21 protein-coding genes are annotated in these 23,870 nt (G+C 60.9%); 10 read left to right on the top strand and 11 right to left on the bottom strand.

All coding sequences use genetic code 11. The features are described from left to right. Positions 1-105 precede the first annotated feature (105 nt). Positions 106-444 carry an FKBP-type peptidyl-prolyl cis-trans isomerase gene (locus EJA72_RS20775; RefSeq protein WP_157713242.1) on the top strand — a complete coding sequence of 113 codons (339 nt, stop codon included), beginning with the start codon at positions 106-108 and terminating at the stop codon, positions 442-444. A gap of 81 nt (positions 445-525) precedes the next feature. On the opposite strand, the gene EJA72_RS20770 is transcribed toward EJA72_RS20775, so the two are convergent. Further along, positions 526-861 carry a hypothetical protein gene (locus EJA72_RS20770; RefSeq protein ID WP_178129493.1) on the bottom strand — a complete coding sequence of 112 codons (336 nt, stop codon included), beginning with the start codon at positions 859-861 and terminating at the stop codon, positions 526-528. Between the two features lie 353 nt (positions 862-1,214). Between EJA72_RS20770 and EJA72_RS20765 the strand changes: the two genes are divergently transcribed. Genes EJA72_RS20765 through EJA72_RS20745 form a run of 5 tightly spaced genes read left to right on the top strand, consistent with a single transcriptional unit; the run spans position 1,215 to position 6,452 of the window. Continuing rightward, the gene (locus EJA72_RS20765; protein ID WP_218574379.1) at positions 1,215-2,840 is read left to right on the top strand and encodes an ABC transporter substrate-binding protein; all 1,626 of its coding nucleotides are present in this window, start codon (positions 1,215-1,217) and stop codon (positions 2,838-2,840) included. Next, a complete protein-coding gene (locus tag EJA72_RS20760) occupies positions 2,837-3,832 on the top strand; it encodes an ABC transporter permease (protein ID WP_157713241.1) in 996 nt (331 codons plus the stop codon). Before EJA72_RS20765 ends, EJA72_RS20760 begins: the two co-directional genes overlap by 4 nt. After that, positions 3,829-4,758: an ABC transporter permease gene (locus EJA72_RS20755; protein ID WP_157713240.1), complete on the top strand. Its 930-nt coding sequence runs from the start codon at positions 3,829-3,831 to the stop codon at positions 4,756-4,758. The genes EJA72_RS20760 and EJA72_RS20755 overlap by 4 nt, the downstream gene beginning before the upstream one ends. Before the next feature lie 46 nt (positions 4,759-4,804). Continuing rightward, positions 4,805-5,602 (top strand): ABC transporter ATP-binding protein, encoded by a 798-nt coding sequence (locus EJA72_RS20750; protein WP_372240727.1) that lies wholly within the window; start codon positions 4,805-4,807, stop codon positions 5,600-5,602. Next, positions 5,595-6,452, top strand: a complete 858-nt coding sequence (locus EJA72_RS20745) for an ABC transporter ATP-binding protein (RefSeq protein ID WP_157713238.1) — start codon at positions 5,595-5,597, stop codon at positions 6,450-6,452. The genes EJA72_RS20750 and EJA72_RS20745 overlap by 8 nt, the downstream gene beginning before the upstream one ends. 54 nt (positions 6,453-6,506) lie before the next feature. Here the strand turns inward: EJA72_RS20745 and EJA72_RS20740 are convergent, their stop codons facing one another. Both EJA72_RS20740 and EJA72_RS20735 read right to left on the bottom strand, forming a co-directional pair. Next, complete coding sequence (locus EJA72_RS20740) at positions 6,507-7,841, bottom strand: LLM class flavin-dependent oxidoreductase (protein WP_157713237.1); 1,335 nt, start codon at positions 7,839-7,841, stop codon at positions 6,507-6,509. Between the two features lie 45 nt (positions 7,842-7,886). Then, positions 7,887-10,382 (bottom strand): TonB-dependent siderophore receptor, encoded by a 2,496-nt coding sequence (locus EJA72_RS20735; protein WP_157713236.1) that lies wholly within the window; start codon positions 10,380-10,382, stop codon positions 7,887-7,889. Between the two features lie 391 nt (positions 10,383-10,773). Between EJA72_RS20735 and EJA72_RS20730 the strand changes: the two genes are divergently transcribed. Next, complete coding sequence (locus tag EJA72_RS20730) at positions 10,774-11,994, top strand: putative DNA modification/repair radical SAM protein (protein ID WP_157713235.1); 1,221 nt, start codon at positions 10,774-10,776, stop codon at positions 11,992-11,994. Continuing rightward, the gene (locus EJA72_RS20725; protein WP_157713234.1) at positions 11,991-12,833 is read left to right on the top strand and encodes a TIGR03915 family putative DNA repair protein; all 843 of its coding nucleotides are present in this window, start codon (positions 11,991-11,993) and stop codon (positions 12,831-12,833) included. Before EJA72_RS20730 ends, EJA72_RS20725 begins: the two co-directional genes overlap by 4 nt. A gap of 53 nt (positions 12,834-12,886) precedes the next feature. On the opposite strand, the gene EJA72_RS20720 is transcribed toward EJA72_RS20725, so the two are convergent. From EJA72_RS20720 to EJA72_RS20700, 5 genes are all read right to left on the bottom strand, one after another. After that, positions 12,887-13,906: a branched-chain amino acid aminotransferase gene (locus tag EJA72_RS20720; protein WP_157713233.1), complete on the bottom strand. Its 1,020-nt coding sequence runs from the start codon at positions 13,904-13,906 to the stop codon at positions 12,887-12,889. A gap of 349 nt (positions 13,907-14,255) precedes the next feature. Next, positions 14,256-15,638, bottom strand: a complete 1,383-nt coding sequence (gene lpdA / locus EJA72_RS20715) for a dihydrolipoyl dehydrogenase (protein ID WP_157713232.1) — start codon at positions 15,636-15,638, stop codon at positions 14,256-14,258. 11 nt (positions 15,639-15,649) lie between these two features. Beyond that, on the bottom strand, positions 15,650-16,933 hold the full coding sequence (locus tag EJA72_RS20710) for a dihydrolipoamide acetyltransferase family protein (protein WP_157713231.1): 1,284 nt from the start codon (positions 16,931-16,933) through the stop codon (positions 15,650-15,652). Then, on the bottom strand, positions 16,934-17,992 hold the full coding sequence (locus tag EJA72_RS20705; RefSeq protein ID WP_157713230.1) for an alpha-ketoacid dehydrogenase subunit beta: 1,059 nt from the start codon (positions 17,990-17,992) through the stop codon (positions 16,934-16,936). A gap of 1 nt (position 17,993) precedes the next feature. After that, a complete protein-coding gene (locus EJA72_RS20700; protein ID WP_157713229.1) occupies positions 17,994-19,229 on the bottom strand; it encodes a 3-methyl-2-oxobutanoate dehydrogenase (2-methylpropanoyl-transferring) subunit alpha in 1,236 nt (411 codons plus the stop codon). Between the two features lie 186 nt (positions 19,230-19,415). Between EJA72_RS20700 and bkdR the strand changes: the two genes are divergently transcribed. Continuing rightward, complete coding sequence (gene bkdR / locus EJA72_RS20695) at positions 19,416-19,904, top strand: Bkd operon transcriptional regulator BkdR (RefSeq protein ID WP_157713228.1); 489 nt, start codon at positions 19,416-19,418, stop codon at positions 19,902-19,904. A 144-nt stretch (positions 19,905-20,048) separates the two neighbouring features. Here the strand turns inward: bkdR and EJA72_RS20690 are convergent, their stop codons facing one another. Then, positions 20,049-20,912 (bottom strand): MBL fold metallo-hydrolase, encoded by an 864-nt coding sequence (locus EJA72_RS20690; RefSeq protein ID WP_157713227.1) that lies wholly within the window; start codon positions 20,910-20,912, stop codon positions 20,049-20,051. 161 nt (positions 20,913-21,073) lie between these two features. Here EJA72_RS20690 and EJA72_RS20685 point away from each other — a divergent pair, with 161 nt between their 5' ends. Beyond that, positions 21,074-21,874 carry a sulfite exporter TauE/SafE family protein gene (locus EJA72_RS20685; protein ID WP_157713226.1) on the top strand — a complete coding sequence of 267 codons (801 nt, stop codon included), beginning with the start codon at positions 21,074-21,076 and terminating at the stop codon, positions 21,872-21,874. A gap of 3 nt (positions 21,875-21,877) precedes the next feature. Here EJA72_RS20685 and EJA72_RS20680 read toward each other — a convergent pair whose 3' ends face one another. Beyond that, entirely contained in the window at positions 21,878-22,747 is an 870-nt protein-coding gene (locus EJA72_RS20680) for an aldose 1-epimerase (protein ID WP_157713225.1), read from the bottom strand. Between the two features lie 218 nt (positions 22,748-22,965). Further along, a complete protein-coding gene (locus tag EJA72_RS20675; RefSeq protein WP_157713224.1) occupies positions 22,966-23,859 on the bottom strand; it encodes an SMP-30/gluconolactonase/LRE family protein in 894 nt (297 codons plus the stop codon). Positions 23,860-23,870: the final 11 nt, after the last annotated feature.

Below are 23,870 nucleotides of genomic sequence, written 5' to 3'. Positions count from 1 at the left end.
CGACGAAAGCCGGAAACAGTTCGAATCGGTTGCCAATCCCGCGTATTTCTGGGAAAACGGCGCCCATGAGGCCCTGTCGGGTGCGTGAACAATAGAGTGAAAGTGATGAATGATGAATTGCAGGTAATCGATCTTGTAATGGGCGAGGGCAAAGCCGCCGTCAAAGGGGCGCTGATCACCACCCAATACCGTGGCTGGCTGGAAGACGGCACCGAGTTCGACTCTTCCTACAGCCGTGGGAAACCTTTTCAGTGCGTGATTGGCACGGGAAGGGTGATCAAGGGCTGGGACCAGGGAATCATGGGCATGCAGGTTGGCGGCAAGCGCAAGCTGCTGGTACCGGCGCATCTGGGGTACGGCGAGCGTTCGATGGGGGCGATTCCGCCGAATTCGAACCTGGTGTTCGAGATTGAGTTGCTGGAAGTGCTGACGCGGGATGATTGACTGCTATTCGCAATGAATTGAGCTTGTGGCGAGGGTGCAAGATCCCTTGCCACTTTGTTCTGTCTTGGAATGCTTGACGGTTCAGGTGAATATTTCAATATCGTCAAGCGTGTCCGCAATAACGCCTTCTAGTGACGGGAATTTTTTCTTGAGGGCCTCGAGCGCCGCAAGGACCGTTTCCTTATCCAGTTCGCTATGCCTGCGAGCGATATGACCAAGAGCCTTGATGGCCGAGGCTGCAACGGCTTCATCCTCATTCGCAAGGTACTGGAGGCAGATGTTCTCAGCCCAGATTCGATCTGTTTCATTCAGACCAATAGAGATCAATCCCACGATAACCTTCGTACTTACGCCGCTGGCAAGTAACGTTATTGCTTCATCATGGCTCACTGATGGGTCTTTATAGATAAGGCTCACTTTTTACTCCCGCGTCCCTGTGAAGAGATCAAGTTCTGTCTGCAACCGCTCATTGAGTGTCGAGGCTGTTTGTTGCGATGCGGACGCTATATGAACGGGCATTCGACTGATGTAGGACCGTTCTGAAATTCGCGTCGATGTGGAATCTCCGGTGAGTGCGACAGGTGCACCCCGTCGCGCCAATAAATGCTAACTGTTTATACGTTTTACCTTCTGCATCAGTTATCCGCATATTAGCTTATAACTAATAAATACTTTCAATCCGCCTTTTATGCACATATCGTCATCAAAGGCAGACCGCTTTTCAGGCGGATGTCATCTCTGACATCTCTCGACGCCTGGAATCTCGCCGTATGAACGCTAGCCTCTGCGAACACCTGACGGATACCTCACGCACTTGGCACCAGCCCGCCAGTGGCCGTGTGATCAATGGAAAACACCGAATAGCCAAAGTACTCCTGGTGATGGCCGGCCTCGGGCTTCTGGCCGCGTGCTCGCCATCGGAGAACAGCGAAAAAGGCCAGGCTCAAGCGGTGGCCAGTAAGCCTGCAACCGTGAAGTGGGCCTATACGCTTCCCACCTCATGGGACCCGGTGACCAGTCGAACCGGTGCGGACATCAACACCATCAGCCTTCCTTATGCGTCGTTGACACGGCTGGACAACGCGGGAGGGGTGCAGCCCTCGTTGGCGAAAAGCTGGGTCTACAGTGCAGACGGCACCCTGATCACCTTCGAACTGCGCGATGGCTTGAAATTCACCGATGGCACGCCGCTTGATGCCAACGCGGTCAAGGCGTTCTTCGAGCGTGGCAAGAATCAGAAGAACTCGTTCCTCAAGGATCAGCTCGCGGAAGTCCAGAGCATCAGCACGGAGGGTGCGACAAAGGTCACCCTGCATTTGAGCGAGCCGAACTATCAGGTTCCTTACTTGCTGGCGGGGCGCACGGGGGCGATTTCCAGTCCTGCGGCGGCTGAGCAGGACCTCGGCAAACTGAGCCTGTGGCCGGTGGGGGCGGGGCCTTTCAAAATGGTGGATTTCGTGACCGAATCCCACGCCTATTTTGTTAAAAATCCCGACTACTGGGACGCCGCCAACATCCACATTGACCGGCTCGAACTGACGGTGACCCCGGACTCATCAACCCTGGTGCCCAGCGTGTTGTCCGGTTCGATCGACCTGGCCACGTTGCCTGCCAGAAAGGTCAAGGAAGCCCAGGCCTCGGGGCTGAATGTCACCATCGCACCGTCGCTGTCGGTCCGGGACATTTCGATCAACCTGAACAAGGCGCCGTTCAATAATCCCAAGGTGGTCGAAGCCTTTCGTTATGCCTTCAATCGGCAAGAGTTCATCGATGTGATTACGGCCGGCACGGCGTCGATCGTGCATCAGCCGTTCCCTCAGGGGCATCTGGCGTTCAACCCGGAGGTTGAAAAACTCTGGAGCTACGACCCGGACCGGGCGATCAAGCTGCTGGCCGAGGCGGGCTACGGGCCAGGGCAGCTGTCGATTGTCATCACCAACAACGCTCTGGCTGAGGAAAACTCGGCGGAGCTCCTGCAATCCCAGCTGGCAAAAGTCGGCGTCAAGTCGGTCATCAAGTTGGTGCCGCCGGGTTCTTCAACCTGGCAAAGCGAGGTCTACCTGGCCAAGACGCCGCAGTTGGCGCTGGATGGCACCATCGGTCGAGAGTCGCCGGTGCAGAACCTGCTGGCGGTCTATGGTCCGGACGGCATCATGAACCTGAGCGGCCCCCATGCCAGTGACGAGTTCATCAACGCGCTGCGCACCGTTCGCCGGACGCCGCTCGATGACCCGAACTATCAGCGCGTGCTGTGGGCCGCTGAAGAGATCGGGGTCAAGCAGTCGCCGACCAATTACATCTACGCCAATCCATGGGTGCTGGTCTCGAACCAGAAGCTGAAAAACCTGAACATCCAGCCGTCCCAGGTCCGCTGGGAAGGTGTGACGGTCCAATGATCCCGCCAGGCCCTTGGGCGATTCGCTGGCGTCATGCCAAAACCTTCGTGCGCTGGGTGCTGTCCAGCATCGGCATTATCCTGCCGGTGTTCCTGTTCTCGACCTTGATCACCTTCGCGCTGGGCGCGGCGAGCGGTCTCAACCCCGCGGCCGGTATCGCCGGCGACAGCGCGACGCCCGAGATGATCGCGCAGATCAACACAGAGCTCGGGCTCGACCGGCCGCTGCTCCAGCAATACCTGTCGTGGATGCAGGGCATCTTTACCGGCGACCTCGGCAATTCCTGGTTCAATCAGGTCCACGTCTCGGAATTGATCCAGCAAAGGTTGGCCGTCAGCCTGTCCGTCGCAGGCCTGGCGTTGGTGATCGGGATCGTCTTCGGCGTGTTGCTGGGCATTCTGGCGGCGGTCTATGAGGGGCGCTGGATTGACCGGGCGATCACGGGAGTGACCACGGTCATTTCCACGCTCCCGGCCTTTGTCGTGGCCATCGGCTTGATCCTGATCTTCAGCCTTTGGCTGCGCTGGCTACCTTCGGCGGGTTACGTCTCGCCCAGTGAAAACTTCAGCGTCTGGCTGAAGCTGATCACCATGCCGGCGATTGCCTTGAGCGTCGATGTCGCGGCCGAACTGGCTCGGCAGCTGCGCACCGGCCTGGTGTCGACCCTCTCGGAAAACTACGTCACTGGCGCCATCGTTCGCGGTCTCAGTTGGCCGCGAATCCTGTTTGTCCACGTGTTGCGTAATGGCGCCGCCCCCGCGCTGTCGATCCTGGGGATGAAGATCCCCACGCTGCTCGGTGGCGCGGTGGTGACTGAAACCATTTTCACCATGCCGGGCCTGGGCATGCTGTCCGCCGATTCGGCCCTGCGCGGGGATGTTCCCGTGGTCCAGGGCACGCTGGTGGTTTCGATTGCGTTCGTGCTGGCGGCGAACATTCTCATCAATATTATGCAGGGCACCTTGCAGCCTGCTTCGAGGCGAAGATCATGACCGGCTTATTACGACGAGTCTGGGTCTATCCCAGCGCCAAGGCCGCCTTCGGCGTGCTCGCCATCGTCGCATTCCTCACCGCGTTCGGGCCGTTGCTGGCGCCCGAGGACCCTTTGGCGCAGCACACCAACGCCATGCTCCAGGGACCCTCCGCCCATTATTGGCTGGGAACTGACGGCCTGGGCCGGGATGTCTTCAGTCGACTGCTGGCAGGCTCAACGCTCTCTGTGCTGGCCGCGCTGCAGTCCGTGGTGATCGGGCTTGTGCTGGGGGTTGTGCCGGGGTTGTTGTCGGTTTACCTGGGGCGGACCTTTGAGTGGATTTCCCTGCGTTTCATCGATGCGCTGATCACCCTGCCTTTTCTGGTGTTCGCCATCGCCATGACCGCGCTGCTGGGCAATGGCCTGGTGCAGGCGATGTTTGCGGTGGGCATTCTCATCACGCCGGCGTTCTTCCGGGTCAGCCGGGCCGCGGCACTTTCGGCGTACAACGCCCAGTACGTGGAGGCCGCGCTGCTCATGGGCGCCTCGACCGGGTGGATTATCGTACGCCATGTGTGGCTGAAGGTCATACCTGCCGTGGCCGTGACCACCGCATCCATGACCGGTGCCTGCCTGGCCATTGTCGCCTCGCTGACCTTCCTCGGGATCGGTGTGGTGCCTCCGGAACCCACGTGGGGCGGGTTGTTGGCGACGGATCTGAAGAACCTCTATGACCGTCCCTACGGTCCCCTCGCACCCGCCGGGATCATCATCGCCACGGTATGGGCGCTGAATGCCCTGGCTGATGTTCTGCGGGATGTCGGTGGCAAACGAGTGCCTGAGCAAAGGGCGACCCGTCGCCGTCGAAAAAAACCGGTGGCTCGCCGTGAACCGGTCAATCTGGACAAGCGTCCTTTGGATGTAAGGAAGACTGCCGATGCCTAGCCATCTGAATGTCCCACCCCCAGGTCGGCCTGAGCCTCTGTTGTCCGTGCGCAATTTGCACGTCGGCGTCGTAGGTTCCAAGCAGCTGGTGCATGGCGTCAGTTTCGAACTGCACGCGGGGGGAACCTTGGGGATCGTCGGCGAATCCGGCAGCGGTAAGTCCCTGACCTGCCATTCCTTGCTGGGCATTTTACCGGCGGGGCTGGAAGTGACCGCTGGAAGTGCTCTGTACCGGGGCGCCGATTTGACGCGCTTGAGTCGGCGCGGCTGGAAGCCACTTCGGGGCACGCGGATTTCGGCGGTGTTCCAGGACCCGGCTTCTTATCTGAACCCCTCGATTCCGGTCGGTCGGCAGCTGGCCGAAGCCTTGCGTGCGTGCCTGTCGCTGTCCCGTTCGGAGGCACGCAAGCGCGGTCTCGAGCTATTGGCGAAAGTAGGGCTGCGCAACCCCGAAGCCGTTTATTACCAATACCCTTTCGAGCTGTCGGGAGGCATGTTGCAACGGGTGCTGATCGCGATTGCCGTGTCGGCGGGCCCTGAATTATTGATCGCCGATGAGGCAACCACGGCGCTGGACGTCACCGTCCAGGCCGAGGTGCTCGACCTTCTGGCAGAGCTCAAGCGCGAACTGAACCTGGCGCTGATTCTGGTCTCCCACGACCTCGCGGTTGTGGCGCAGGTGTGCGATCGCGTCATCGTCATGCGCCACGGGGTCATCATCGAGGCCGGAACCACGGCGCAGGTGCTCGCTGATCCGAAACACCCCTACACCCGATCCCTGGTGGACAATCATCAGGAATACGGGCTTGAACGGTTTCTCGAACGGGAACTTGAAAATGCCTGATGAACACAACCCGCAAGCGAACCCGCTGCTGCGCCTGCGAGGGATTGAAGTCAGTTATGGCTTCGGCGCCCGAAAAAAGCGCGTCCTGCATTCAATCGACTTCGATGTGTTCGCGGGCGAAACCATCGGGCTGATCGGCGAAACAGGTTCGGGCAAGACCACGCTGGTGCGCTCGATTTTGGGCGCCGTGCCGGTAAGCGCAGGCTCGATAGATTTTGCCCAGGTGCAGATCAGCGCACTGAAGGGGCGTGCATTGCGCGATTTTCGGCGCACTGGCCGGCTGCAATACGTGTTTCAGGACCCTCTGCAAAGTCTCGATCCGGACCTGTCGGTGAGCGACTCAGTGGCGGAGGGCTTGCACATACAAGGCAAACTCAATCACGGGCAAATCAACGAGCGCGTGGCGGCTGCGTTGCACAGCGTCGGACTGGACGCCGCTATCGCGCAGAGAAATCCCCGGGCGCTCTCCGGGGGGCAGCGGCAACGCGTGGTGATCGCCCGGGCGCTGGTGCTTGAGCCGGCGTTGTTGCTGCTGGATGAGCCGGTGAGTGCGCTGGATTCAGCCAGCCGTGTGCAGATGTTGCGATTGCTCAAGACTTTGGGTCGCGAGCGCGGCATTGCCCAGGTGTTCGTGTCCCATGACCTGGGCTCCGTGGCCGGGATTGCCGACCGCATTGCGGTGCTCTATCAGGGCCGCATTGTCGAGTCGGGCCCTACGATGCAGGTTTTGCGGCATCCGCAGCATCCCTACACGCAATTGCTGGTGGGCTCCGCCCCGACGCTGACCAGCGGCGCCGCCGACCGCGCACGCCGCCACGAACTGCGCGAAGCACTGGCGAACAACGCATAAGGCCGCGAACTCATTCCTGAGTTCGCGGCCTTATGGTCTTGCCGGTCCGCTGCATTACTCCCGATAAAGTCTGGCCTGATGCAAGGGGATCGGCAGCCCCAGGTTGCCGCGCAGGGTCGTCGCTTCATACTCGGTGCGGAACAGCCCGCGAGCCTGAAGAATGGGGATCACTTGTTCGGTGAAGCGTTTGAACTGTTCGGGATGGCCAATGTGCACATTGAACCCATCCAGCGCCCGGCCTTCGAACCAGCGAATCATTTCGTTGGCCACCGTCTCGGGTGAGCCCACAAAAGGCCCCGGCTTGAAGCCAGTGAAAAACTCCACGGTCTGGCGCAGGGAAAAGCCTTTGCTCACGGCGAGCTGGGTAATCTGTTCGGAGCGGGTGAAAAAGCTGTTCCGGGCGAACTCGAGCGCGGCCACCGGAAATGGCGCGTCCAGATCGTACTGGCGGAAGTCATGCCAGCCAAAGGATCGTCCGAACTCCGCAAGCGCCTCATCAAAACCGTGATCGACCTCGTGGTAATGCAACTCTGCTGCCCGGGCCTGCTCATCGGTATCGCCGACGTAGATCTGCACGCCCGGCAAAATCAGCACGTCGTCAGGGTTGCGCCCCAGCCGCGCGGCCCGCTCCTTGATGTCCCGATAGAACGCCTGGCCTCGCTCCAGGGTCGGGGCGTGGGTGAAGATGGCGTCGCCAATCGTTGCACCGAGGTCGCGACCCTGTTCGGAGTCGCCGGCCTGGAAGATCACCGGCTGCCCCTGGGGGGAGCGCTGGATGTTGAGCGGGCCTACCACGGAGAAGTGAGTGCCTTTGTGATGCAACGGACGCAATTTGCTCGTATCGAGAAACACGCCGGTCTCGCGGTCACGCGGGAAGGCATCGTCCTCATAGGAGTGCCACAAGCCTTGGGCGACCTGGACGTGCTCCAGGCCGCGACCGTAGCGCGTGTCGTAATCGTAGTGCTCGTCCTTGCCGTAATTGCCCGCCGTCCCGGCGTCGCCGCTGGTCACGACGTTCCAGCCGGCGCGGCCCTTGCTGATCAGGTCCAAGGAGGCGAAACGCCGCGCCACGTTGTAGGGATCGTTGTAGGAGGTGGTCAGGGTGCCGACCAATCCAATGTTCCGGGTGACCACGGCCAGCGCCGACAGCAATGTCAGCGGCTCAAGCCGGTTCAGGTAATGCGGCGGCGAATGCTCGGTGATGAACTGGCTGTCGACAATAAAAATCAAATCGAATCGGGCCGCTTCGGCCTGCTTCGCGATGTCGATGTACCAGTCGATGCTGACACTGGCGTCGGCCGGAATCGCCGGGTCCAGCCACAGTTTGTGGTGTCCTGGTCCTCCGGCGCCTGTCGGTACGGCGCCCAGTTTGATCTGTCTGTTGGTCATGGCCATTTCCTTTTCTGGATAAAGTATCGGAGCTCATGTTGCGGGTTAGAAGCGCAGGGAAACCTTGGTGTAATAGAAGCCGCCGTTGATGCCGAACGGCGAAAAGATGCCGTACTGGCCGGCGCCGTTGTCGGGGCTGACCACGCCGATCTTGTCGGGGTATTTGTCGAACAGGTTGTTGGCGCCCAGCGCCAGGCTCAGGGACTTGGTCAGGTCCTTGGACACTTCCAGGTCGGTGATCCATTTCGGGCTGAAGGTGCGGTCGTTGATCGGCAGGGTGCTGACTTCGGTGTAGCTGCCGTAGCGGGTCAGGCGCAGGTTCACGTTGTAGTCGTTCACGCTCCACAAACCGTTGAGGGCAATGCGGTCGCGCGGCAAGGCCTTGGTCAGGTCGGCCTGCTTCTGACGGTCAAACAGGGTGTTGCCCAGGGACGAAAGCTGCGCCGGGGTATTGGCGATATCGAGGATGGTGGTGCGGTTCCAGCTGTAGGCGGCGCTCCAGTTGACCTTGCCCCAGCCGTTGATCAGGTGCTGGGTGTATTCGCCGACCAGGTCAACGCCCCGAGTGCGGGTGTCCACCGCGTTGGTGTAGTACTGACCGGCGAGATCCGGGTTCAGGCCGGCACTCAAGAGCACGTTTGACACGGCGGGCCCGGTGAGCAGGCCGGTTTGCACGATGCGGTCCTTGACCTCGATCTGGTACGCATCGAGGGTCACGCGCAGGTCCGGCCCTTGCTGGTACACCACGCCCACGCTGACGTTCTGCGATTTTTCCGGCTTCAGCGGCTCTGCGCCCAGGGCACGTGCTTCGGGAGAATCCGGCCGCAATAGCTTGGTATAGAACTGGTTGTAGCTGCCGTCGGCGTTGACCGTGGCGGTCGCGGCGGTGGTCGAGTAGTTGATCTGCGCCAGGGACGGCGCGCGGAAACCGGTGTTGTAAGTGCCGCGAACGGCCCATTCCGGGGTGAGTTCATAACGGGTGGTCAGCTTGCCGATGGCGGTATTGCCCGACGCGTCGTCGTAGTGTTCGAAACGTCCGGCGAGGCCCGTGTACCATTTTTCGGTGATGTTGGTGCCTAGGTCGACATAACCGGCATAGCTGTTGCGCGAGATGTCGCCCGCGTCATCCGGGGTCAAGGCGCTGTAAATGCCACCGCCCGCGGGTGGATGGACGCCGGCCGGCGTGGTGTAAGGGCCGAGCAGATACGCCTCGGGGTCGCCGGACTCAACCTTGAATTCTTCCCGGCGGTGCTCGACGCCCAACGAGACGTCCAGCGGTTTTGGCAACCCGACGTCGAAGTGGCGGCTGAAGTCGAGGTTGTTGGTCCACTGGTTGAAGGTTTGCGTGGACAGGTGGAACGAGGTCGGGCTGGTCGGCCCGAAAGACGCTGCGAGGCCGGTCAGGCCATTCAAATTCGCGTGATCCTCGCCGTAGGTCGAACTGGCGTCCCACGACCATTGTTCCCAACCGTTAAAGGGCAGTGCGCCTTTCAGGCCGGCCGCCACCTGGTAATCACGCTCATAGATACCGCGCTCGCCGAGAAAGCCGTTGGGGTAGACCGACTCGATGTTTCGTACGCTGTTGGGCAGCACGCTGCCGGTATAGGACGCCGCGTCCTTGTAGCTGAAAGTCGAGAAGGAATAAAACAGCAGGTCATCGGGCAGCGGCAGCTCAAGGTTGTAGCCGGTGTCCACGGTGCGCTCGTCGGGGTTGCCGTAGTACTTGCCATAGAAGTGCCGGTCGGCGGTCGCTTCACGCGGGTCGGGACGACCATTGACCAGCGGGTACAGCCGCGAGGTCGCCACCTCGTTTCGGTACGTGCGCTCGCTCTTCTTGGCATCGATGGAGAAGTTGAGGAAGCCATCGTTGGGCAACGCCACACCGTAGTTGGTCTGCTGGTTGAGCACGAAACCGTCACCGGAATAGGTCTGCCCGGTGGTCGTGTCCGACGTACCGCCGTTGTCCTTGGTTTTGAGGATGATGTTGATCACGCCGGCAATCGCATCGGAACCGTATTGCGCCGAGGCACCGTCGCGCAGGACTTCGATGTGGTCGATCAGCGACACCGGAATCCGGTCGAGGTCGACCGGGGTGCCGCCGTTGGCCAGGCGCGCCTGGTTGTTCATCACGGCGGTGTTGTGCCGGCGTTTGCCGTTGACCAGGACCAGCGCTTCGTCGCCATTCAAGCCACGCATCGTGAAGCCGGGCACCAGCCAGGACGTGCCGCCGATGTTGCGTGAGGGAAAGTTGAGCGACGGGATCAAGGCGCCGAGGATGTCCTTGAGGTTGGTCTTGCCGGTCTTGGTCAGTTGCTCATTGCTGATCACATCGATAGGCGCCGGGCTGTCGGCGACGGTGCGCTGGCTGCCACGGTTGCCGGTGGACACGACCGTTACCGTATCAAGGCGTTTCTCGCTGTCCGGGTCGGTACTGTCCGCCCAGGTAAAACTCGACGGTAATGCCAGCGCCAGCAGGCACGGGGCAAAATAAGGCAGGCGCTGGCGAGCCTTGGCAGGGACAAAACGGGAAGCTGCACGCATGGAGAGGCCATTGTTCAAATTGTTCGCACGCGCCAGGCAGCAGCGGGCCGATTGAGCTCCGTGCGCCGCTTGGGCGTTTTGACGCGGAATGAGTGGGGGCGTGAGCGGCGTGTGCTCGTCTCGATCAACCGGATCGGCATTGGGCCGGCGGTAGGGTTACCTTAAAGATCTAAGCAGAGACTTGGAAATACCGGTTCGATCTAAGCTAATTATTAAAAATATGCATATAAAAACAGATGGTAATCAGTAATTAGCATTTAACGGTTCGAGAGGGGGAGACCTTGCATGGCGGGCGCGAGCCCTTTTCTGAATCCGATCACCGGCGTGTTGATGGCTTGTGTCTGAGTCGTTGTCTCTATACTGTATATCCACACAGTATAAGGCGTGCCCCATGGAACTCATCGACAAGCTCAGCATTCTCGCCGACGCCGCCAAGTACGACGCGTCCTGCGCCAGCAGCGGCGCGCCGAAGCGCAGCTCCGAGGGCAAGCGCGGGCTGGGCTCGACCGACGGCATGGGCATCTGCCACAGCTATACGCCGGACGGGCGCTGTGTGTCGTTGCTGAAGATCCTGCTGACCAACTTCTGTCTCTACGATTGCCAGTATTGCGTCAACCGTCGCTCCAGTGACGTGCCCCGCGCGCGCTTCACGCCGGAAGAAGTGGTGACGCTGACCCTAGATTTCTACCGGCGCAATTGCGTCAGCGGACTGTTTCTCAGCTCGGGGATCATTCGCTCGGCGGACTACACCATGGAGCAGTTGATCCGTGTCGCCAAATTGCTGCGTGAAGACCATGAGTTTCGCGGGTACATCCATCTCAAGACCATTCCTGAAGCCGACCCGGCGCTGATCGAAGAAGCCGGGCGCTATGCCGATCGGTTGAGCGTCAACATCGAACTGCCCACCGACGCCAGCCTGCAAACCCTGGCCCCTGAAAAACAACTGGGCTCGATCAAGCAAGCCATGCAGACCATCTACACCGGCGAGCAGACCGCCCTCAACGAACCCCGAGCGCCAAAGTTCGCCCCGGCCGGGCAGAGCACGCAAATGATCGTGGGCGCCGATGACACCGACGACAGCACCATTCTCCACAGTGCTCAGGCGCTGTACGGCAACTATCGATTGCGCCGCGTTTACTACTCGGCGTTCAGCCCGATCCCCAACAGCCCGAAAAGCGTACCCCTGGCGGCACCGCCGCTGATGCGCGAACACCGCTTGTACCAGGCCGATTTTCTGTTGCGTAGCTACGGCTTTACCGCCGGGGAACTGTTCAAGGGGCCGGGGCACTTGGCGCTCGACATCGACCCGAAACTGGCCTGGGCCCTGGAGCATCGAGAAGTGTTTCCGCTGGACCTCAACCGCGCCGAGGCGTCGTTGATCTCGCGGATTCCCGGCATCGGCCTTCGCACCACCGAGCGCCTGGTGGAATTGCGCCAACAGCGCCGTATCCGCTATGAAGACCTGGCCCGAATGCGCTGCGTGCTGGCCAAGGCCAAGCCGTTTTTCATCACCAGTGATTACCACCCGCAGCAGGCGGAGGTCACCAGTCAGCTGTTGTACCAGCAGTTACGCGACCGCCCGCAACCGCAGCAAATGGGGTTGTGGGGATGATCACCCTCGATTGCGACGACCTGTTCGACACGTGGCGACAGCAAGCCCGTTGGCTGCTCAGCCATGAGGTGGACCCGAGCCTGGTCAGTTGGGCCAATGAAGGGGTGGCAGACCTGTTTGCCAGCGACGAGGGGCTGCCGGACACACAGGGTCCGTTTCAGGCGCGCATTCCGCGAACGCTGCTGGATACCCTTGAGCGTGCCGCGTGTTATCGCGGTGACCAGCGCTGGAGCCTGCTGTACGAAGTGCTGTGGCGCGTCAGCCATGGTGATCGCACGGCGATGCTGGCGGGTGACAAGCTTGGCAGTGAATTTCAAAGAAGAATCAAACAGATACAGCGTGAATCTCATCATCTGCATGCATTTGTCCGCTTCGTTGCAACGCCGCAGGAAGAAGGGCCGCAGTACGTCGCGTGGCACGAACCGGCGCACGACATCCTGCACCGGGCCAGCGAGCACTTCATCGGGCGCATGGGCCGTCATCGCTGGATGATCGCGACGCCACGGGACGGGGTTTACTACGATGGCGAGCAGCTGATTCATCAACGCCGCTGTCCGGTTGAATGGCAACAACTGGCGCAGAACGCCGACGACCCGCACGGCACGATGTGGTTGACGTACTACAGTCACACCTTCAACCCGGCTCGTCTGAACCCGAAAGTCATGCAAGGACACCTGCCGGCGCGGTTCTGGAAGAACCTGCCAGAGGGTGCGTTGATTCCCGGGTTGATCACCCAGGCACGTACCGGCAAGCAGCAGGACGGACAGGCCAGTGGCATCAAGGGCAGGGGAGGCAAGCGGATCATGTCGGGTGCGGACGAACGAGGCACGGGCGCATAAAAAAGCCCCCCATCGCCAGTGCGATGGAGGGCTTCGATGCCACGAGTGTCAGGTCACACCTTGACGATCCAGCCCGCTGGGGATTCGACGTCGCCGGTCTGCACACCGGTCAGCTCTTTGTAGAGCTTCTGGGTGACCGGGCCGACTTCGGTTTCGCTGTGGAACACGTGCAGGTGGTCGTTGTAGCTGATGCCGCCGATCGGGGTGATCACGGCAGCGGTACCGCAAGCGCCGGCTTCCTTGAAGTCCGACAGCTTGTCGATCAACACGTCACCTTCAACCACTTCCAGACCCAGACGCGATTTAGCCAGTTCGATCAACGACAGACGGGTGATACCCGGCAGCACCGACGGCGAGTTCGGGGTGACGAACTTGTTGTCGTGGGTGATCCCGAAGAAGTTGGCCGAACCGACTTCTTCGATCTTGGTGTGGGTCATCGGGTCCAGGTAGATGGCGTCGGCGAAGTGCGCTTTCTTGGCCTGGGAACCTGGCATCAGGCTGGCGGCGTAGTTGCCACCGACCTTGGCTGCACCGGTGCCTTGTGGGGCTGCGCGGTCGTAGCTGGAGATCAGGAAGTTGTGCGGGGTCAGGCCACCTTTGAAGTAAGCGCCGACCGGGATGCAGAAGATCGAGAAGATGAACTCGGGAGCGGTACGCACGCCGATGTTGTCACCCACGCCGATCACGAACGGGCGCAGGTACAGCGCGCCGCCGGTGCCGTAAGGCGGGATGAAACGCTCGTTGGCACGAACCACTTCCTTGCAGGCTTCGACGAACTGCTCGGTGGACACCTGTGGCATCAGCAGGCGAGCGCAGCTGCGTTGCATGCGTGCGGCGTTCTGATCCGGACGGAACAGGTTGATCGAGCCGTCCTTGCAACGATAGGCCTTCAGGCCCTCGAAGCATTGCTGGCCATAGTGAAGGGCAGTGGAGCCTTCGCTGATGTGCAGCACATTGTCTTCGGTCAGGGTGCCCGCGTCCCACTCGCCATTTTTCCAGTGCGACAGATAGCGTTTGTCTGTCTTGATGTAGTCAAAACCCAACTTGTCCCAATTGATGCTTTCGTTACCCATGACACCCTCTATCACTTAACAACCGCCGAAACGGTTCAAGGCTTCTGACGTTTTTCTGGATGGGGACAACAATACTTCATTCCGGGCCTGTTTCGCAGCCCGGACTATCGGATGACGGGCAGATAAATAGAGTTGGTCTCAAGAAATCGCCAGCAGGCTGGCTCCCACAGGGAAATGCATTCCAACTGTGGGAGCCCGCCTGCCCCCGGACTATCGGATGACGGGCAGATAAATCGAGTTGGTCTCAAGAAATCGCCAGCAGGCTGGCTCCTACAGGAGAATGCATTCCAACTGTGGGAGCCAGCCTGCTGGCGATGGGGCCATCCCTGCCGTCATCAATCGTGCTGAATCACAGATGCAATGCGTGGCCAAAGGCGCGCAGCGCGGCTTCCTGCACGGCCTCGCCGAGCGTCGGGTGCGCATGGATGGTGCCGGCGATGTCTTCCAGCCGGGCGCCCATTTCCAGGCTCTGGCCAAACGCCGTCGACAACTCCGAGACACCCACGCCAACCGCCTGCCAGCCGACAATCACATGATTGTCCCGACGAGCGACCACCCGTACGAAGCCGCTTTTCGACTCCAGGGTCATCGCCCGGCCATTGGCTGCAAACGGAAAGCTCGACACGATGCAGTCCAGGCCCGCCGCTTTGACGTCGTCCGGGGTCTTGCCGACCACCACCAGTTCCGGGTCGGTGAAGCACACGGCTGCAATAGCGGTCGGGTTGAATTCGCGGGACTTGCCGCTGATCAGCTCGGCCACCATCTCGCCCTGAGCCATGGCCCGGTGCGCGAGCATCGGTTCGCCGCTCAGGTCGCCGATGGCATAGACGTTGCGCATGCTGGTCTGGCAACGGTTGTCGATCTTGATCGCCGAGCCGTTCATGTCCAGTTTCAACGCTTCGAGGTTGAAGCCCTGGGTATTGGGTTTACGGCCAACCGCCACCAGCACCTGATCGGTTTCCAGGTTCAAGGTGTCGCCGCCAGGCGCCAGAACCTGAAGTGTATTGCTATGAGAATCAAAGCCTTGAACGCTGTGTTTCAAGTAAAGCTTTATCCCGAGCTTTTTCAGTTCGTCATGCACCGGCTGAGTCAGTTCGGCATCGTAAGCCGGCAGGATGCGATCCTGAGCCTCGACCACGCTGACGTCAGCGCCCAGCTTGCGATAGGCGATCCCCAGTTCCAGCCCGATGTAACCGCCACCGACCACGATCAGCCGTTTTGGCACGGACGTCGGCGCCAGCGCTTCGGTGGAGGAAATGACCGGCCCGCCGATCGGCAGCATCGGCAGGTTTACGCTTTTCGATCCGGTGGCCAGCACCAGGTGCTCGCACTGAATGCGTGTGTCACCGACTTCGACGGTTTTACCGTCGATCACCTTCGCCCAGCCTTGTATGACCTGGATCTTGTGCTTTTTCAGCAGTGCCGAAACGCCGGTGGTCAGGCGATCAACGATGCCGTCCTTCCATTCAACGCTCTTGCGGATGTCGAGGGTCGGTGCCGATACGCTGATGCCCAACGCCGAGTGTTGGCTGTGGTGCTGTGTCTGGTGAAACTGTTCAGCGACGTGGATCAGCGCTTTCGATGGAATGCAGCCGATGTTCAGGCAGGTACCGCCCAGGGATTCGCCTTCCACCAGAATGGTCGGAATGCCCAGTTGGCCGGCACGGATCGCCGTCACGTAACCGCCGGGGCCGCCACCGATGATCAGCAGCGTGGTGTTCAAAGTTTGCATGTCTGCTCCAGTTAAAAAGAGTCCATGAACAGCGTGGCGGGTTGTTCGATCAGGCCACGTACAGCCTGGATGAATTGCGCCGCGTCCATGCCATCGACCACGCGGTGATCGAAGGAGCTGGAGAGGTTCATCATCTTGCGAATCACGATCTGGCCTTTGACGACCATCGGGCGTTCGACGATTTTGTTGACGCCGACGATCGCCACTTCCGGCAGGTTCAGTACCGGCGTGCTGACGATTCCGCCCAAGGCGCCGAGGCTGGTCAGGGTGATGCTGGAGCCGGACAGCTCATCGCGACTGGCCTTGCCATTGCGCGCGGCGGTGGCCAGGCGTGAGATTTCGGAAGCGCTATCCCACAGGCTGCGGGCTTCGGCGTGCCGCACCACCGGCACCATCAACCCGATGTCGGCCTGGGTGGCGATGCCGACGTGTACGGCGCCGAGGCGGGTGATGACCTGGGCTTCGTCGTCGTAACGGGCGTTGATCTGCGGGAAGTCGCGCAGGGCGACGACCAGGGCGCGGACCAGGAACGGCAGCAAGGTCAGCTTGCCGCGGGTAGCACCGTGTTTTTCGTTCAGGTGCGCACGCAGCTCTTCCACCGCCGTGACGTCGATTTCTTCGACATAACTGAAATGAGCGGCACGTTGAGTAGCGTCCTGCATGCGCTGGGCAATCTTGCGGCGCATGCCGATCACCGGGATTTGCTCTTCGTCGAGACGCTGGGCGTAAGCGGCGGTAGCGGTCGACGCATTCGACTGACCCTGGGCCAGATAAGTGTCGAGGTCTTCGTGCAAGACACGACCGGCAGGGCCGGTGCCGCGCACCAGACGCAACTGGATACCGAGGTCCAGCGCATGTTTGCGCACGGCCGGGGAGGCCAGCGGGCGCTCATCGGCCTCGCGAGCCACCATCGGACCCTGGCAAACGGCAGCCGGGCGAGGGGCCGCAGCCGGTTTGCTTTGCTCAACGGCTGCCACTTTCGCTGGCGCAACCGGTGCCTCTTTCACGGCAGCGGCAGCCGCCGGCTGGGCCGACTCTTTAACGTTGCCTGCGCCTTCGACTTCAATGCTGATCAGGATGCTGCCCACGGCCATGACTTCGCCGGGCACGCCGCCCAGGGCAATCACTTTGCCGTGGACGGGAGAAGGGATGTCCACCATCGCCTTGTCCGTCATGACATCGGCGAGCACCTGATCTTCGACGACCATGTCGCCAACCTTGACGTGCCACACCGACAGTTCAACTTCTGCAATGCCTTCACCAATGTCCGGCATTTTAATCACGTGCGTGCCCATTCAGACCTCCATGACCCGATGCAAAGCCGCGCCCACTCGGGACGGGCCAGGGAAATACGCCCACTCTTGTGCGTGCGGGTAGGGCGTGTCCCAACCGGTTACGCGCTCGATAGGCGCTTCGAGGTAGTGGAAGCAGTGTTCTTGCACCAGGGCGACCAGTTCGGCGCCGAAACCGCAGGTGCGGGTCGCTTCGTGGACGACCACGCAGCGGCCGGTCTTCTTCACCGACTTGACGATGGTCTCCAGGTCCAGCGGCCACAGGCTGCGCAGGTCGATGACTTCAGCGTCGATGCCGGTTTCTTCGGCGGCCACTTGCGACACATATACGGTGGTACCGTAGGTCAGGATGGTCACGTCCTTGCCCGGACGGGTAATGGCGGCGACGTCGAGCGGCACGGTGTAGTAACCGTCCGGGACTTGGGCGGCCGGGTGTTTCGACCACGGGGTTACCGGGCGATCGTGGTGGCCGTCGAACGGGCCGTTGTACAGGCGTTTTGGCTCAAGGAAGATCACCGGGTCATCGTTTTCGATGGAGGCGATCAGCAAACCTTTGGCGTCGTAAGGGTTGGAGGGCATGACGGTACGCAGGCCGCAGACCTGGGTGAACATCGCCTCGATACTCTGGCTGTGGGTCTGGCCGCCGTAGATGCCACCGCCGCAAGGCATGCGCAGGGTCATCGGTGCGGTGAACTCGCCGGCCGAGCGATAACGCAGGCGGGCGGCTTCGGAAATGATCTGGTCCGACGCCGGGTAGACGTAGTCGGCGAACTGGATTTCAGCCACCGGCCGCAGGCCATAGGCGCCCATGCCGACGGCAACGCCGACGATGCCGCTTTCGGAGATCGGCGCGTCGAACACCCGGGAGGTGCCGTATTTGGTCTGCAGGCCTTCGGTGCAGCGGAACACGCCGCCGAAGTAGCCGACGTCCTGGCCGAACACCACGACATTGTCGTCACGCTCAAGCATCACATCCATGGCCGAGCGCAGGGCCTGGATCATGGTCATGGTGGTCGTGGTCATGGCGGTTTCCAGCTCGATATTATTGTTGTGGTCGTTCATGTCAGATCCCCAACTCTTGACGCTGGCGCTTCAAGTGCTCCGGCATCTCTTTATAGACGTCTTCGAACATGGTCGCGGCGCTCGGAATCTGACCGCCGGCGAGGGTGCCGTACTGCTCGGCTTCCTTCTGTGCGGCGATGACTTCGGCTTCCAGTTCGGCGCTGACGGCGACGTGCTCCTCTTCCGACCACTGGCCGATTTTCACCAGATGCTGCTTAAGGCGCGCAATCGGATCGCCCAACGGGAAGTGGCTCCAGTCGTCGGCAGGACGGTATTTGGACGGATCATCGGAGGTGGAGTGAGGGCCGGCGCGGTAGGTGACCCATTCGATCATGGTCGGGCCGAGGTTGCGGCGCGCACGTTCGGCGGCCCAGGCAGAGGCGGCATAAACGGCGACGAAGTCGTTGCCGTCGACCCGCAGGGAGGCAATCCCGCAGCCGACGCCGCGACCGGCGAAGGTGGTCGCTTCGCCACCGGCAATCGCCTGGAACGTGGAGATGGCCCACTGGTTGTTGACGACGTTGAGAATCACTGGCGCCCGGTAAACGTGTGCGAAGGTGAGTGCGGTGTGGAAGTCGGCTTCGGCGGTAGCGCCATCACCGATCCAGGCCGAGGCGATTTTAGTGTCGCCCTTGATCGCCGACGCCATGCCCCAGCCCACGCCTTGTACGAATTGGGTCGCCAGGTTGCCGGAAATGGTGAAGAAACCGTAGTCCTTGACCGAGTACATGATCGGCAGCTGACGTCCCTTGAGCGGATCGCGCTCGTTGGACAGCAGTTGGCAGATCAGGTCCACCATTGGCACGTCGCGTGCCATCAGGATGCTTTGCTGGCGGTAGGTCGGGAAGCACATGTCATCGACGTTCAGGGCCAGGGCCTGGCCGCTGCCGATGGCTTCTTCGCCAAGGCTTTGCATGTAGAAGGACATTTTCTTCTGACGCTGGGCGACGACCATGCGGTTGTCATAGATCCGCGTCTTGAGCATGGCGCGCATGCCTTTGCGCAGGACCTCGACAGGCACGCCTTCAGCCCATGGGCCAAGGGCATTGCCCTGATCGTCGAGCACGCGAATCAGGCCCTTGGCCAGATCGGCGGTTTCGGCAGGTTCAACGTCGATGGCGGGTTTGCGCACCGTGCCGGCGTCGGTCAGACGCAGGTAGGAGAAGTCGGTTTTGCAGCCAGGACGACCCGATGGTTCGGGAACGTGCAGTTGCAGCGGTTCGTACGCTTGGTTCATGGCTTCTACGCTCGATCTTGTGAATTTCTTGTAGTGAGCTGACAGGATTTCCTTCGGTAAAAGGAATCTTGTCCTACAACAATCATAGGCCGGCCCCAGAAGAATATTTATCTCTGTTTCGTTGCGCTGAAGATCATTTGAGGATAAAAAATCTGCATAAACATAAAAAACAGGTGGTTTTGTCTCATGCGCAAACTGGACCGTACCGATATCGGCATTCTCAACAGCCTCCAGGAGAACGCCCGTATCACCAACGCCGACCTCGCTCGCTCGGTCAACCTGTCGCCGACGCCATGCTTCAATCGGGTCAAGGCGATGGAGGAATTGGGCCTGATTCGCGAGCAAGTGACCCTGCTGGATCCCGACCTGCTGGGGCTGCACGTCAACGTGTTCATCCACGTCAGCCTGGAGAAACAGGTGGAGGAAGCGCTGGCGCATTTTGAAGAGGCGATCTCGGATCGCCCGGAAGTGATGGAGTGCTATTTGATGGCCGGCGACCCGGACTATTTGATCCGTGTGTTGGTGCCGACCATCCAGTCGCTGGAACGCTTCATGATGGATTTCCTGACCAAAGTCCCCGGCGTCGCCAACATCCGCTCAAGCTTCGCGCTCAAGCAGGTGCGCTATAAAACCGCGCTGCCGCTACCGGCGAATGGCCTGACGCTCAATAACTGAACGGGGGACAGTGTTTCTCCAGACAGACCGCAGACGCAGCCTCGCGCTGCTCGTCAGCTGCTACAAAGGCGGGGAACACGAACCTTCCGTAGCAGCTGACGAGCAACGCGAGGCTGCGTCCGGCGGCGAAGCCGTCGTAAACCTTCAGAATTTATTCAGAGGGATTTTCAGGTACGAGACACCGTTATCTTCGGGCGGGGGCAGATTGCCCGCCCGCACGTTCACCTGAATCGCCGGCAGTAAAAGCGTCGGCATGCCTAGCCCGGCATCACGCTTGGTGCGCATGGCGACGAAGGCTGTTTCGTCGATGCCATCATGGACGTGGATGTTGCTTTTGCGCTGTTCGCCCACTGTGGTCATGCACTTGGGGCCCCGGCCTTCAGGCGGGTAGTCATGGCAGACATACAGGCTGACGCTCGCGGGGAAGGCCAGCAGTTTCTGGATCGACGCGAACAGCTGATTGGCATTCCCACCCGGAAAATCGCAGCGCGCAGTGCCCACGTCCGGCATGAACAGCGTATCGCCCACCAGAATTGCGTCCCCGTCGATCAAATAGGCCATGTCGGCCGGGGTATGGCCGGGCACATGCAACGCCGTGGCCTTGAGGTTGCCGATCTTGAACGACTCGTCCGGCGCGAACAGGTGATCGAACTGCGAACCGTCCACGGCAAATTCCGGTTCCAGATTGAACAAGCCTTTGAACACCCCCTGAACCTTGCTGATCGATTGGCCGATGGCAATCTTGCCGCCCAGTGCCTGACGCAAATAACAAGCCGCGGAGAAATGGTCCGCGTGGGCGTGGGTTTCCAGCAGCCATTGCACCTGCAACTGGTGTGCGCGGACAAAATCGATGATCTTGTCTGCCTGAACGGTTGCCGTGCGCCCTGCGGCCGGTTCGTAGTCGAGCACCGGGTCGACGATTGCGCAGTGCCCGCCATCGTGTTCGTAGACGACATAACTGTAGGTCGACGAGGCGGGGTCAAAAAAAGCTTCAATCAAGGCTGACATGGCGGCCGTTTCTGGCTGGACGAGCCTTGAGGGTAGATTCATTTTCCCTGCGCTGACCAGCCCTCGTTCAATTGAATGAAGGAAAAAAGCTGCGCGCGCTCTATCCTGTCATCCATCGACACCGGGCGGCCCCGGACTCAATTGCGGATCACGAGTGTTTTATGTTGCTGGCAAGTTTTTTTGGTGTGGTCATGGGCCTGGTACTCGGTTTGACCGGGGCTGGTGGCGGCATTCTTGCGGTACCGGCGTTGGTGCTGGGGCTGGGTTTGACGATGACCCAAGCCGCGCCGGTCGCGCTGTTTGCGGTGGGCAGTGCCGCCGCAGTCGGGGCCATCGACGGATTGCGACACGGTTTGGTGCGCTATCGCGCGGCGTTGCTGATTGCGCTGCTGGGGTCAATCTTTTCGCCGATGGGCATCTTCTTCGCCCATCAGTTGCCGGAAAAGGTCTTGATGATCCTGTTCAGCCTGCTGATGGTCATGGTCGCCTGGCGCATGTTGCGCAAGGAGCGTCAGGACGAAGGCCCGAGCGATCACGGCCACGCCAACTGGGGCCAGAAAAACTGCATGCTCGATCAGCAGACCGGACGCTTTTCCTGGACCGCCAAGTGCACTGCGACACTGGCTGCGCTGGGCGCGGTGACGGGGGTGGTTTCAGGCTTGCTTGGCGTGGGCGGGGGGTTCCTGATCGTCCCGGCGTTTAAGCAACTGACCGACGTGCAGATGCGCGGCATCGTCGCCACGTCGCTGATGGTGATCAGCCTGATTTCCGCCATTGGCGTGATCGGCGCATTCCAGGTCGGGGTGCGGATCGACGGCCTCGGTTACACCTTCATCGGGGCGAGCGTTGTCGGCATGATCCTGGGCCGCAAGATTTGCGCGCATGTACCGCCCCGGGCAATACAGTTGGGTTTCGCCAGTGTCTGCCTGATTGTCGCGGTGTACATGCTGTTTCGGGCCTGAGACTCAAATCCCTCGATACTGCAGGCTGAAACCCAACGCGACGGATTGGCCTTGCTCCAGCAAGCGCAACCCAGGATGGCCAGGCAAATGGTGCGCATTGACCGGGTGGCTCACCGGTTCGATGCAGAAAAACCCCAGGCCCACCGGGCAGTAGAGCAGGTAGTAATCGCTGCCGCTGGCCTGGCATTCCAGTTCATAGCCGAGCTCCGGTTGCTGGATCAGGCAGTGGCCATCCCACTCACAAAAACCGTTGTCGACCAAAATTTCGGGCAAGCCCTTGAGCTGCTGGAAATCCCAGTCGGCGGGCAACGAATCGAGATGGGTCGGCAGTTTGCTCGCATCGCACTGCCAGACTTGCCGGGATAGCGCCTGCAACCGGGTGTTGGCGGTGCGCGGGAAGTAAGGGTGCAAACCGAGCCCGTGCCAAGCCGCCTGTTCAGCGAGGTGGGTGACCTGCAAATCGATGCTGAGCTTGCCTTGGCGCAGTTGAAAACGCTGGGTTGCGCGGTAGGCGAAAGGCGTGACGCTGTCTAGTTGCAGGACAACCTCATCCGGTGTCTGCGAAACCACTTGCCACGGTTGCTGCCAGGCGCTGCCGTGAATCGGCAGTGGATCGGTGAGGCTGTTGGGTGTCAGGGCGAGCCAGCCATCGGGGCATTCGAAGCCGCCGTTGGCAATCCGGTTCGACCACGGCGCCAACGGATAGCAACCGAGTTTGCCCGGCAGTCCGGTGTTCAGCGCGTGGACGTCGTTGTGGCGCAACAGCGGCTGACCCGTGCCGCGCACCGCCCAGTTGACGATGCTGCCGCCCAGCTCGGGGGCGAGGGTGAGGTGGGTGAGTTCGTCTTGGAGATCAACAATCGTTGGCGTCATGTTTTTCCTGCATGCTGATGGGCTGTTGTGGCGAGGGAGCTTGTCGGAACGCCGCATCGTCCCGCTCGGCTGCGAAGCAGTCGTAAATCCAGTCAACCCGGTCCGTCAGAGTGGTTGCCGGGGCCGCTTCGCGTCCAGCGGGAGCAAGCTCCCTCGCCACAAAGGATTGTGCCCTCGGAGCATCTTCATTGGGCATGACTTCAAGTCCTGCAACGTAATTACAGCGAATCGTTGAAATGCGGCTCCGGCAAACCCTTCACCCCAGGATCCAGCGCAAACACCCCACCGGCCAACGACTGTTCATCCTGATCATCACCGGGGCGGATCGAGGTCACGAACAAGGTGTCCAGTCGACTGCCTCCGAAAGCACACATGCTCGGCTTCTTGACCGGCACCGTCAGCGATCGATCGAGTCGACCATCCGGGGTAAAACGATGAACCAGCCCGGCATCGTTGGCGCAGATCCAGTAGCAACCTTCAGCATCGACAGCCGCACCGTCGGGGCGGCCGGGGAATTGGGTCATGTCGACGAACACCCGGCGATTGGAGGGCGTGCCAGTCTCGGTGTCGTAGTCGAACGCCCAGATCTGCCGCACCAGCGGATGTGAATCCGACAGGTACAGGGTGTTGCCGTCAGGGCTGAAGCCTAGCCCATTGGGCACGATGAACCCGCCAAGCTGTGCGTCGACCGGCCCGCGTTGTCCGGCACTGTAGCGATAGAGCGTGCCGTCGGCGATGTTGGCGCCCATGTTCAGCACCATGCTGCCTGCCCAGAAACGGCCCTGACGATCGCAGCGGCCATCGTTCAGGCGCATGTCGGTGCGGGCGTGCTCGACGTGGGCCAGCAAATGGCTGTCGAGGCTGCCGTCGTCGTGTGTACGCAAGTGAAAAAAGCCGCTTTCCATGCCTGCCACCCAACCGCCGGTGCTGCTGCGGGTGATGCAGGCGAGCATTTCCGGCGCCGTCCAGCGGTCCACCTGGCCAGTGTCGGCACGCCAACGCTGGAGTGTGCCGGCAGGAATATCCACCCAGTACAGGGCGTTTTCCTCGGGGACCCAGACCGGGCATTCACCGACCGCGTTGCGGGCATCGACAATCAATTCGGCTTGCATGGCAACTCATA

It is taken from the genome of Pseudomonas sp. PB120, from assembly GCF_009761815.1.
Lineage (GTDB): Bacteria > Pseudomonadota > Gammaproteobacteria > Pseudomonadales > Pseudomonadaceae > Aquipseudomonas.
Note: the sequence above shows the minus strand (reverse complement) of the source record. Positions and strands in the feature narration are given on the sequence as shown.